Below are 11,390 nucleotides of genomic sequence, written 5' to 3'. Positions count from 1 at the left end.
TTATGTTAAGTATTCTAATTACACATTTTAATAGACCAGAAGCCCTAGCAATATGTATTGAGGCAATTATAAAAATTGAGTTTCCAATACCAATTGAACTTGTTGTAAGTGATGATGGAAGTCAATTGAAATATTTAGACCAACTTCAAGATTTACCAATAGATACGCTTGTAACTACACCTGTAAATAAAGGATTAGCGTCTAATTTAAACCGAGGTATTAAAGCTTGCAAAGGTGATTATATATTATATGTTCAAGAAGACTTTATTATTAAGCCAGAAATTTTAAATGTATTACCAGAAAGCTTTGAATTGTTAAACTCGAAGCAATTAGATATGGTTAGATTCCGAGCTAATTATGTGTTTAGTCACTTGATTCCTTTAACTAATCATGTATCAAGAATCCCGAAATTTTCAATCAGGAACTTCAATATCAATACATTTCAATACAGTGATAATCCTTTTTTAAGCACACCAGCTTTTTTTGAAAGACTTAATTATTTTTTAGAAAATTCTAGTGGGCCATATGGTGAAACAGAGTTTGCGATTAGAGTTTTAAAAAGCAAATCGAAAATTGGTATTGCCGATAAAAATTATTTTGGAGCTAATGTAGAATCTAGTTCTGTTATGGTTACCGAAACTGTTAAAAAACGTTTAGGATTTAAACGTAAAATTTGGCGATTTGCAAGAGCTTTGAGACAACATCTAGAATGGATTTTATACCAGCCAAACAAGAGGAAATTATTCACTTACAAAAACAAAAAGAAACTTGAATAGTAAATATCCGTACTATTAAGTGTTTCTTGTTTTTTGAGAGTTTTTTAAAATAAAAATACTATTTTTACTCTTCATTAAAGCTTCACTGCACTTACACATTTTTATGGGCTTACGCCAACAATTACGCGGAATTAATTTTATAAGAATTGCTTATCGAAAGCTACGTAATACCCTTTTAATCACTGGTGATAAAATCTTAAAACTTTATTATAAGCTATTTAGGATTCCATTTATAGAATCACACTTTGCTCGGGTTAATAATTTTGGAGATCTTTTTAGTGCAGACTTGTTAAAGTTTTTAGGGTATAAACTTTTATATGTTGATGATTATAAAAAAAGTCAAATGTCATTGACTGGATCTATTTTACAAATGTATCATCAAGATTTTTCGTCTTATGTTATGGGTAGTGGTTTTATTCATGAGCGTTTCGACAGATCTAATAACAATTGGAACGTAAAAATTATTCGTGGACCTTTAAGTAAAGCGCAGTGTGATTATACTGGTGATTGTGTTTTTGGTGATCCTGGCATTCTTGCTTCTGTAATATTCCCAAAACATAATCTAAAAAAATATACTTTAGGAATTTTACCTCATTGTGTAGATTATGAATATGCCAAGCAGTTAAATTTTAATGGAAAAGTTAAAATTATTAGTGCAAGGCAACCAGCAAATATGGTAGCGAAAGAGATGCAAGAGTGTGAATATATTGCATCTTCGTCATTACACGGACTTATTTTCGCTGATGCGTTTAGAATCCCAAATATACATCTTCGTTTTGGTGACAAATTGATAGGTGGTAATCATAAATTTCAAGATTATTATTTAGGAATGGATTCTGAACATGAATTGATTACTTACAATAATCATTCAGCGAATGATATTATCGGTCAATGTAAATCCAGATTTACCGATGCTTACATAAAAAACAAACAAAACAATATGTTAGAGATTTATAAAAATGTTCTAGCAAGTTTATGATTAAATTTATTCCCAAGTATAAACTTCGCTAAATATTCAACAGAATTTTTAAGGTCTTATTAGTAAAAGTAATAATTGAAGAAAATACATAAAATAGCTATTTATTCTGGAAGTATTCCTAGTACAACATTTGTTGAACGTCTTATTTTAGGCTTGTCTAAAAATGAATGTCAGATATATCTTTTTGGTTTACTCAATAAAAAAGTAAATTATAATTCTTCTATTAAGTTATATGCTTATAAAAACACAAAGTCGTACAAAGCTTTTTATTTACTCAAATATACTTTGCTACTACTATGTTTTAAGTCTAAGGATAAGAGAAAACTAGATAATATTCTCAATTCTAAATCACAAAACACACTTTTGGATAAAGTGAAATGTTATCCTGTATTGTGGCATCAACCTGATGTGTTTCATGTACAGTGGGCAAAAAGCTTAGAGTATTGGTCATGGGTTCAGGATTTTAATATTAAACTGGTGTTGAGTTTGAGAGGTGCTCACATCAATTATTCGCCAATAGCTAATGCTACTCTGGCTGATTCGTACAAAACGTATTTTCCTAAAGTGGATAGATTTCATGCAGTTTCAAAGGCGATATCAAAAGAAGCTGAAAAATATGGTGCACCACCTAATAAAATTGATGTCGTTTATAGCGGATTAGATTTAAAGGCATTTAAAAGTTCATCAAATCCTGAAAACCCTAATTTTAACATTGTTTCTGTAGGAAGATCACACTGGAAAAAAGGATATCACTACGCTCTTGATGCATGTAAAATATTGAAAGAACGTAATGTCTCATTTGCCTACACAATTGTTGGTGCCAAAGATTATTTGGAGGTAATGTATCAAATCAAAGATTTAGATTTAGAAGATGACGTGGTTTTATTAAAATCAATGCCAATAGATGAGGTAAAACAAAAAATTCAATCTGCTAGTGTATTGTTATTACCCAGTGTTGAAGAAGGTATAGCCAATGTTGTTTTGGAAGCTATGGCATCTAGAACCATTGTGCTTACGACCAATTGTGGTGGTATGGAAGAGGTTGTTCAAGACAAGATTAATGGTTTTGTGTGTCCAATTCGTGATGCGAAAGCTATGGCCGAGCAACTCATTAAAATCGAAAAAATATCAAATGCGGAAAGAGAATCAATTCTTGATAAAGCTCAAAGAAAAATAGAAGAACAGCACACCGAAGCTCAAATGGTTAGTAATATGCTTAATCTTTATGGTAAAGTGCTAAATGAAGAAAGGGTATGAAGAACAAACATATAGGATTAGTTTTATCTAATGTGCCAGGTTATTCAGAGACTTTTTTTAGAAATAAGATAAAAGGTCTCCAAGAAAATGGCTTTAAAGTTGTGTTATTCGTCAACGAAAATCAATCGCAGCAAACAAGATTTCTTTGTGATGTTATTGTAGCTCCAAATTTTAATTTAAATCCATTTGGGAAATTTTTAAATGTATTTCGAGTATTAATTAAAGCATGTTTTGCGACTCCTAAAGAAAGCTATCGATTGTATGTTTTAGATAAAAAAGACGGTCTTCCATTTAAAACTCGATTAAAGCGAGTATTGGCCAATCAGTTTTTGCTTTCACAAAAATTAGATTGGTTGCACTATGGCTTCGGAATGCTTGCAGTAGATAGAGAGAATGTAGCTGAAGCTATTGGAGCTAATATGGCAGTAAGCTTTAGAGGTTTTGACTTATACTTATCTCCATTGAAACATAACAATTGTTATATTAATTTGTTTTCAAAGCGAGTAAAGTATCACGTGCTATCTGAAGAAATGAAGGAAGATCTAAAAGCATACTCAGTACTTGAAAGCAAAATAAAAGTTATTACACCTGCCATAGATGTTCATTATTTTGACTATAATCGCAACACTAATAAAAGTGAGATTGTAAATATTTTAACAGTTGCCAGATTACACTGGAAAAAGGGAATAGAATATACATTAGAAGCATTATATTACCTCAAACAGGAAGGTGTGAAATTTCATTATACTATTGTTGGAGAAGGGATTGAGCTGGAAAGATTGAAATTTGCAGTGCATCAACTAGATCTAATAGATGAAGTTACGTTTAAGGGTAAATTACCTCATAATGAAGTGAAAAAGCAATTACAGCAATCTCAAATCTATTTGCAATACAGTATTCAAGAAGGGTTTTGTAATGCTGTTCTTGAAGCACAAGCTATGGGATTAATGTGTGTGGTCTCAAATGCAGAAGGTTTATCTGAGAATGTTTTACACAATAGAACAGGTTGGGTTGTGCCAAAAAGAAATCCGAGAGCATTAAAAGATACTATTAAGACCGTAATTGAGATGTCTTTAGATGATCAGAATAAAATAAGAGAAAAAGCGATTAGTCGTGTTAAAAATGAGTTTCATATATTGAAGCAACAAAACGATTTTGTCGAATTTTATTCAGAATAAAATAAGTCTCATAAAAATATCAACCAAAGAGAATAAGTGATAATAATGAATATTTATATTCCTAGTATTAATTTTAATTTAGCAGACAAGCGACAACTTTTTATTGCCACGCGTCCGTTTTTTTTAGAAACGTCTTGGGGAAATAATTCAGCTCAAAAAACTAAATGGAATGTTACAGACAATTATGTCGATGATATTAATAAGGCTCAAGTGTTATTTATTCCAGATCCTATAAATAATTATAGTATTAAAGCTCTTAAAAGTATAAATGAATTATGTAAAAAACATAATATTAAGGGTTATGGTTATATCACTGGAGATTATGGATGTCTCTTTCCAAATTTTGATTCCATTGTTTATTTTAGGGTAGGTGGTTTTACTCAACAGTTGCCCGAAAATAATATTGGTTTGCCTGTTGCATTATCAGATATTTTTGAAAACTTATATAAGGATATTGATTTTGAAGCTAGAAAAAAACAAGAATTGCCAAATATTGGTTTTTGCGGACATGCAAGTATGTCTTTTAAAAAGAGATTTAAAGATAAATTAGTATTCGCAAAGAAGAACGTATTCCGTTTTTTTCAGAACCCGTTTAGAATTGATTATGAAACACTATTTGCTTCAGCTTATGAGCGTTTTAGATTACTAAAAACTTTAGAAAATTCATCTAAAGTAAAAACTAATTTTATCTACAGAAAAAAATATAGAGCAGGAGCAACCACTAAAGAAATACGTATTCAGACTAACAAAGAATACTATGAGAATATTCGACAATCAGACTATGTCTTATGTGTTAGAGGATCTGGAAATTTTTCTGTAAGATTTTACGAAACTTTAATGATGGGGCGAATTCCAATATTTATTGATACAAACTGTTTGCTTCCTTTTGTTGATCAAATAGATTGGGAAAAACACATGGTTTTTATTCCGTGGAAAAAAAGGCATGAAATTGCACGAATAGTTTCTGAGTTCCACAATAGTATGAGTGAAGAAGAATTTAAGCAGCTGCAACATTCTAATCGATCACTTTGGAAAAACTCACTTTCGGTATCTTGCGTTTTTCAATATATAAGAAAAAAGACAATCAAAGAATAATACAATATTAGCTTACATATTTCACCAAATATTATGCGCTTTAGTATATTATATCTTATTATTGCATAGTTAACAATTGTATAGCAGAAAACCTTTTATGACAAATTACGAATTCATGCGCTGGTTAACTTTTCCTATTATGACAACTCATTTAGTTAGAGTAAGAAAAGACATAAAAAACCTTTTAAAAGGTAGTTCTAAAAGCAATAGAGTAAGTGTATTAGATGTTGGAGGTCGTAAGTCACCTTATACAATAAATCTTCCGGCTGATATCACTTTGTTAGATGTTCCTCAAGAAAGTGGTGATAAAGAAAAACTCAACCTAGGGTTCACTAATACGCTTTTAGAAAATGTAAAAAAACAAAGATCTAATATTACAGATGTTATTATCGAAGATATGACCAAGTCTACACTAGCTGATGGTTCATATGATGCTGTTGTTTGTGTTGAAGTTATTGAGCACGTGCCCGAAGATGATTTGTTTGTTAAAAACATTTCTAGAGTCATAAAAAAAGGAGGTTGGGCTTATTTTACAACACCTAATGGAGATTTTATTAAAAATGAAGGACCAAATAAAAATCCAGATCATATAAGACACTACAAACGACAAGAGTTACATGATCTCTTAGAAAAGTATTTTGAAAAGGTCGATGTGCATTATGCAGTTAGAACTGGAAAGTATCGTGTTTGGGGTTTAAGAAGTTTTAAATTGAAACAACCTTTACTAATCTTTAGAACTTTACTCGGTAATTTTATTAATAAAATCCAATCTAAAGGTGTTTCAAAATCACCAAATAAAACAGCTCATCTAGTTGCGATAGTTCATAAATAAGTATTTTTGAAAATTAATTGATAGTATTGATTTATGGTTAACAAAAAAAAATTAATTTTTATTTCTGGAACAGGACGATCTGGTACACACCTTGTTGGTAGATCAATTTCTAGTCATCCAGATATTACACCTAGAATTGAAGCGCCTGAAACATTTGGTTTAGTTACTCGAATAGCGACTACCCAAGATATTGCTTTTCCACTTAAAACATTTCTCTTTAAAACTTTATTGAAGTACAGGCTTACTAAAATTTTTAAAAACTCAGATAATCACATACTCGAAAAATCACATCCTTCTTTATGGTTGGTAGATTTCTTGTTTAAAACTTATAAAGACTCAAAATTCATTTTTGTTTATCGTGACCTTGAACCAACTGTTAGTAGCATGTTAGAACATAAAGGTGTTAGAACATGGTACAATAGATTACCTCAAAATAAGAGCAATAGATTTTTAGGGATTAATAAGCAAAACGTAAATGAATTTGATACATATAACATTGAAGAGAAATGTGCTTTACGTTGGAAATCACATTGCGATGAAATTTTTAGGTTAAAAGAGAAATATCCTGAACAGATTTTTGTGCTGAAATATGATGATTTCTTAACTAATCCTGATAAATTTCTTGAAGAGATTTCTGGATTTTTAGATATTCCAAATACGTATACTCCTGAAACTTTTAAAATTGAATCGTTAGATAAATGGAAAAATAAACTTAGTAAAGATCAATTAGATAAAATCAGAAATGCTGTGAAATAGTAATTGTATGATATTTATGAATTATATAGAGTACAGAACAAAATTATATTAAGACTTTTAAAAATGAACTTGAAAAAAACTATAAAAGGATTGTTATATCTCTTTAAAAATAAAGAGATTAAGTTTACAAACACTTCGTTGTGTGGAAGTCCTTTAAGTCTTATAAAGAATACCACACGTAAAAATCCAGATCAAGATGATGCTTGGTGGTTTTACTTAGCCAAACATCACGATGTTATTTTTGACGTTGGTTGTAATATAGGTTACACTGCTTTATTAGCATTAATTCAAGATCCTAACAAACAAATGGTTTTAGTAGATCCCAATCCAACTGCTTTACAAAAAGCAGCTATGAATATTATAAATAACGGCCTAGGGAGTAGAGCGCAATATATCACTGCATTTGTAGGTGATACTATAGATGATACAATTAAGTTTTACACTGTAGGTTCTGGTGCAGCCGGCAGTATGCACGCTTCACATGCTGAGACTGCTGCAGCTATAAACTCTTATATGGAAGTTAAAACAGTAACTTTAGATTACCTTTATACACTTTACGGAATAAAGCCGGGTTTAATTAAAATAGATGTTGAAGGTGCCGAAACTTTAGTTATGAAATCTGCTACTAAGCTTGCAAAAGAAGCACAGTGTGCTTTTTTTATAGAAATGCATGATGTAGAAAATTTAGGAATGGAAGCAGCTGGTGATTCAATGGTTGACTGGTGTATTCAAAATAATTATAAAGCTTGGTATCTTAAAACAGGAAACTCAATAACGTCTGGAGCTCCTATAGCAACAAGAGGAAAGTGTCATTTACTGTTGTTGCCAGAACACCATCCTTATCCAGATTATTTAAAAGGTGTAGCGCAGAATAGTCCGCTTCCAAAATCAATTTGATGCTGTTTAGTTGTCTAAAATATTTGCAACCAACACATTATTTTCAATGTTTTACAAAAACTGGTCAATCTATTTTTCCTAAAGTTAGTGAGCTGCCTAAAGAGATTATTAATCAATTAAATTTAGATAATAGTTATCTCTCTGAAGACGCTAAGGCATACGACCTATCATGGCAAGCAATTCAATCAGGTTATATCGGAAATGCTAGTAGGTATAAAGAATTTGTAACATTGCCTGTGCAAGATAATTACCGTTTTTTAAGAAAAAACTTTCATTTTGCTTGGGTTTTTTTCGTGTTGTTATTTCGAATTATCACCTTTAATAATCCGTTTAAAGAAATAAGTGCTTGGTTAAAGACTAGAAGCGTTAAACGTCAAGAAGTATCAGATCAAATAATAATTTATGAAGATTGGGAATCTTTCGAGTCTCAACTTATTCAAGCAAAACCTCTGGTTAGTATTGTAATTCCAACATTAAATCGATATGAATATTTAAAGTCTGTTTTAAAAGATTTAGAGGCTCAAGATTATTCAAATTTTGAAGTGATTGTTGTTGATCAATCTGATGATTTTAATGAGAATTTTTATTCAGAATTCGACCTCAGTTTTCAAATTATTAATCAGAAAGAAAGAGCCTTATGGTTAGCAAGAAATACAGCTATTAAAGCGAGTAGAGGAGAATTTATTGCCTTGTCTGAAGATGATGTTCGTATAGATTCTAATTGGATAAGCATGCATTTAAAATGTCTGGATTTTTTCAATGCAAAAATTTCCGCTGGTGTTTTCTATCCTGAAGGACAACAAATTCCGAAATCACGATCCTTTTTTACGGTAGCTTCTCAATTCGCAACCGGTAACGCAATGCTATATAAAAACGTTTTTAAAGAAGTTGGTTTATTTGATCGTCAGTTTGAAAGACAACGAATGGGAGACGGTGAGTTTGGAATGCGAGTTTATCTTGAGGATATAAAAAGTATATCAAACCCATTTGCTTCATGTATTGACATTAAAGCAGGAACTGGAGGGCTCAGAGAAATGGGAAGTTGGGATGCTTTTAGACCTTCAACTTTTTTTGCTCCGAGACCAATTCCCAGTGTGTTATATTTTTTTAGGCGTTACTTTGGGAATACTCCATCTCGATTAGCTTTGTTAAGAATCGTACCTATTTCAATATTTCCATATCAATTCAAAAAAAACAAACCTTTATTGTTACTTGGTTCAATCATAAGTATTTTAATTTTGCCTCTTGTTGTATTTCAAGTATGTAAATCATGGTATTTGTCTAGTAAAAAAATAAAAGACGGTCCATTAATTGATCCATTAGTATGAACACTATAAAATCAAATATTGTTATAGTATCATCTGAGTTCCCTCCACAACCTGGAGGTATAGGTAATCATGCTTATAATTTAGCACTACACTTAAGTAAGAGTGGGCATGATGTAAGAGTTATCGCTGATCAACGTTCAAAATCTGGTAAAGAAGAACTAGACTTCGATGCCTCTTTGCCTTTTTTAGTAGAACGAATTAAGTTGTATGATTTTAGAGTTATCATGTATTTTAAACGAATTATCCTTACGTTTAAGTACCTCAAACTTGCAACACATTGTATCGCAACTGGTAAATTTTCGTTATGGAATGTCGCTTTCAGTAGTCTGTTTTTTAAAAGAAAAACTATTGCTGTAATCCATGGTACTGAAGTTAATTTTAAATCAGCACTTTTACAGAAATCAATTAATATTTCTCTGAAACGTTTTGATGTAATAGTTGCAGTATCTAACTATACAAAAGATCTAGTAGCACATTTGAACAGAGATATTCTTGTTATTCCTAATGGGATAACAATATCTGAATGGCAAAATGTAAAAGAGAAAATTGTACTTAATGGAAGTCCGTCTCTTACAACAGTTGGTCGTGTGAGTTCAAGAAAAGGTCAATTGAATGTAATCAAACATCTTCCAGCTCTTATACAAGAGTTTCCAAAACTGCATTACCATTGTGTTGGTATTCTTGGTGAAAATGACGCATTTATAAAAGTAGCAGAATCTTTAAATGTGGCATCCTATGTTACATTTCATGGCAGTGTAGACAATGATACTTTAAAGCAAATACTAGAAGCAACAGATGTTTTTGTGATGTTAAGTTCTGAGAGTAATACAGGTGATGTAGAAGGTTTTGGTATTGCTGTTTTAGAAGCAAATGCAATGGGTGTCCCAGCTATTGGAGCCAAAGGTTGTGGTATTGAAGATGCTATTGATGATTACAAATCAGGGATTCTAATTAATAATAATGCTCAAGAGTTTAAAATTGCCGTAGTAGAAATTTTAAAGGATATTGAAAATTACCAAAAATCATCTATATCTTGGGCTCAGAAACATTCGTGGAGTAAAATAATACAAATGTATTTGACCTTAATAGAGGATTGATGAAACTGGCTATCATATCACATACCGAACATTACAAAACTACGACTGGAGAAGTTGTAGGTTGGGGACCAACCATAAGTGAAATTAATCATTTGATTGAAGTCTTTGATGTAATTTATCACATTGCTATGTTACACCAAGATACACCACCACCAAGTGCGTTGCCATATACGTCAGACAGAGTGAAATTTGTTGGTTTAAAACCATCTGGTGGAAGAACACTTATGAGTAAACTTCATACGATATTTCAAGCTCCATCTGTGATAAATACGGTTGCAAAAACTCTTGAGGAAGTTGATTGCTTTCAATTGCGAACGCCTACAGGAATTGGTGTTTATTTAATTCCATATTTAACTTTTTTTAGTAAGAAGGAGGGCTGGTATAAATACGCAGGAAATTGGAATCAGAAAAATCCCCCTCTTGGATATAAATTACAACGATGGATGCTTCTTAATCAATCTAGAAAAGTTACAATTAATGGTACATGGAGTGGGCAAGCGAGTCATTGCTATACCTTTGAAAATCCTTGTCTAACAGATGATGAGATTATTGAGGGAGAAAAGGTAAGAGCTCAAAAAAATATTCAAGAACCATTACAATTTTGTTATGTTGGACGATTAGAAAAACCGAAAGGTGTAGAACGAATTATCAAGGCCTTTCAATTATTAACCGATACTGAGAAACAGCGTGTGGGATGTGTGCACTTAGTAGGCGATGGTTCTGAATTTGATTATTTTAAGGATTTAGCTAAAACTACAGGAGTTGCATTTAATTTTCATGGTTTTTTACCGAGACACAAAGTCTTTGAAATTTATAAAAAGTCTCATGTGTTTGTAATGCCCACAACTGCATCAGAAGGGTTTCCAAAAGTAATTGCTGAGGCTATGAATTTTGGTTGTTTGCCAATCGTATCTAATATTTCTTCTATAGGACATTATTTAAAGCATCAACAAAATGGATTTGTATTAAATACAGTTACGATTGATAATTTATTAGAGGAGATTAGAGAAGTATTAAAACTAGGAGAAAATAAATTTCATTCAATGATTAACGATCGAGATCAAATGTTGAATAAATTTACATTTTCTAATTATAAGTTTAGAATACAAAAAGAGATATTAAAAATACAAAGTTGAAGACTTTAATTTTTGATTTGATTTAGTAGGCTAAATAAAAAAAAAGATATATTTTTAGA

11 protein-coding genes are annotated in these 11,390 nt (G+C 31.2%); all 11 read left to right on the top strand.

Annotated elements, in window-relative coordinates; genetic code table 11:
- The first annotated feature begins 2 nt into the window (after positions 1-2).
- Complete coding sequence (locus AB8B90_RS08785; RefSeq protein WP_405335781.1) at positions 3-776, top strand: glycosyltransferase family 2 protein; 774 nt, start codon at positions 3-5, stop codon at positions 774-776.
- A gap of 103 nt (positions 777-879) precedes the next feature.
- On the top strand, positions 880-1,755 hold the full coding sequence (locus AB8B90_RS08780) for a polysaccharide pyruvyl transferase family protein (RefSeq protein ID WP_405335778.1): 876 nt from the start codon (positions 880-882) through the stop codon (positions 1,753-1,755).
- Positions 1,756-1,830: 75 nt separating this feature from the next.
- Positions 1,831-3,012 (top strand): glycosyltransferase family 4 protein, encoded by a 1,182-nt coding sequence (locus AB8B90_RS08775; RefSeq protein WP_405335775.1) that lies wholly within the window; start codon positions 1,831-1,833, stop codon positions 3,010-3,012.
- On the top strand, positions 3,009-4,190 hold the full coding sequence (locus AB8B90_RS08770) for a glycosyltransferase family 4 protein (protein ID WP_405335772.1): 1,182 nt from the start codon (positions 3,009-3,011) through the stop codon (positions 4,188-4,190). The genes AB8B90_RS08775 and AB8B90_RS08770 overlap by 4 nt, the downstream gene beginning before the upstream one ends.
- Positions 4,191-4,235: 45 nt before the next feature.
- A complete protein-coding gene (locus tag AB8B90_RS08765) occupies positions 4,236-5,285 on the top strand; it encodes an exostosin family protein (protein WP_405335769.1) in 1,050 nt (349 codons plus the stop codon).
- A gap of 97 nt (positions 5,286-5,382) precedes the next feature.
- The gene (locus AB8B90_RS08760; RefSeq protein ID WP_405335767.1) at positions 5,383-6,117 is read left to right on the top strand and encodes a class I SAM-dependent methyltransferase; all 735 of its coding nucleotides are present in this window, start codon (positions 5,383-5,385) and stop codon (positions 6,115-6,117) included.
- A 33-nt stretch (positions 6,118-6,150) separates the two neighbouring features.
- Positions 6,151-6,873, top strand: a complete 723-nt coding sequence (locus AB8B90_RS08755) for a sulfotransferase family protein (protein WP_405335764.1) — start codon at positions 6,151-6,153, stop codon at positions 6,871-6,873.
- A 63-nt stretch (positions 6,874-6,936) separates the two neighbouring features.
- On the top strand, positions 6,937-7,770 hold the full coding sequence (locus AB8B90_RS08750) for an FkbM family methyltransferase (RefSeq protein ID WP_405335761.1): 834 nt from the start codon (positions 6,937-6,939) through the stop codon (positions 7,768-7,770).
- Between the two features lie 23 nt (positions 7,771-7,793).
- Positions 7,794-9,098 (top strand): glycosyltransferase family 2 protein, encoded by a 1,305-nt coding sequence (locus AB8B90_RS08745; RefSeq protein WP_405335758.1) that lies wholly within the window; start codon positions 7,794-7,796, stop codon positions 9,096-9,098.
- Positions 9,095-10,195 (top strand): glycosyltransferase family 4 protein, encoded by a 1,101-nt coding sequence (locus AB8B90_RS08740; protein ID WP_405335755.1) that lies wholly within the window; start codon positions 9,095-9,097, stop codon positions 10,193-10,195. The genes AB8B90_RS08745 and AB8B90_RS08740 overlap by 4 nt, the downstream gene beginning before the upstream one ends.
- Complete coding sequence (locus tag AB8B90_RS08735; protein WP_405335752.1) at positions 10,195-11,331, top strand: glycosyltransferase; 1,137 nt, start codon at positions 10,195-10,197, stop codon at positions 11,329-11,331. Before AB8B90_RS08740 ends, AB8B90_RS08735 begins: the two co-directional genes overlap by 1 nt.
- Positions 11,332-11,390: the final 59 nt, after the last annotated feature.

Origin of the sequence: Psychroserpens sp., assembly GCF_045105015.1 — a bacterium.
In the GTDB taxonomy this organism is placed as follows: domain Bacteria; phylum Bacteroidota; class Bacteroidia; order Flavobacteriales; family Flavobacteriaceae; genus Psychroserpens.
This window is presented reverse-complemented; position numbering and strand designations above follow the sequence as displayed.

Coding starts and splice junctions, on each gene's coding strand:
- AB8B90_RS08785 (WP_405335781.1), top strand. CDS start 3: ATGTTAAGTATTCTAATTACACATTTTAATAGACCAGAAGCCCTAGCA.
- AB8B90_RS08780 (WP_405335778.1), top strand. CDS start 880: ATGGGCTTACGCCAACAATTACGCGGAATTAATTTTATAAGAATTGCT.
- AB8B90_RS08770 (WP_405335772.1), top strand. CDS start 3,009: ATGAAGAACAAACATATAGGATTAGTTTTATCTAATGTGCCAGGTTAT.
- AB8B90_RS08765 (WP_405335769.1), top strand. CDS start 4,236: ATGAATATTTATATTCCTAGTATTAATTTTAATTTAGCAGACAAGCGA.
- AB8B90_RS08760 (WP_405335767.1), top strand. CDS start 5,383: ATGACAAATTACGAATTCATGCGCTGGTTAACTTTTCCTATTATGACA.
- AB8B90_RS08755 (WP_405335764.1), top strand. CDS start 6,151: ATGGTTAACAAAAAAAAATTAATTTTTATTTCTGGAACAGGACGATCT.
- AB8B90_RS08750 (WP_405335761.1), top strand. CDS start 6,937: ATGAACTTGAAAAAAACTATAAAAGGATTGTTATATCTCTTTAAAAAT.
- AB8B90_RS08740 (WP_405335755.1), top strand. CDS start 9,095: ATGAACACTATAAAATCAAATATTGTTATAGTATCATCTGAGTTCCCT.
- AB8B90_RS08735 (WP_405335752.1), top strand. CDS start 10,195: ATGAAACTGGCTATCATATCACATACCGAACATTACAAAACTACGACT.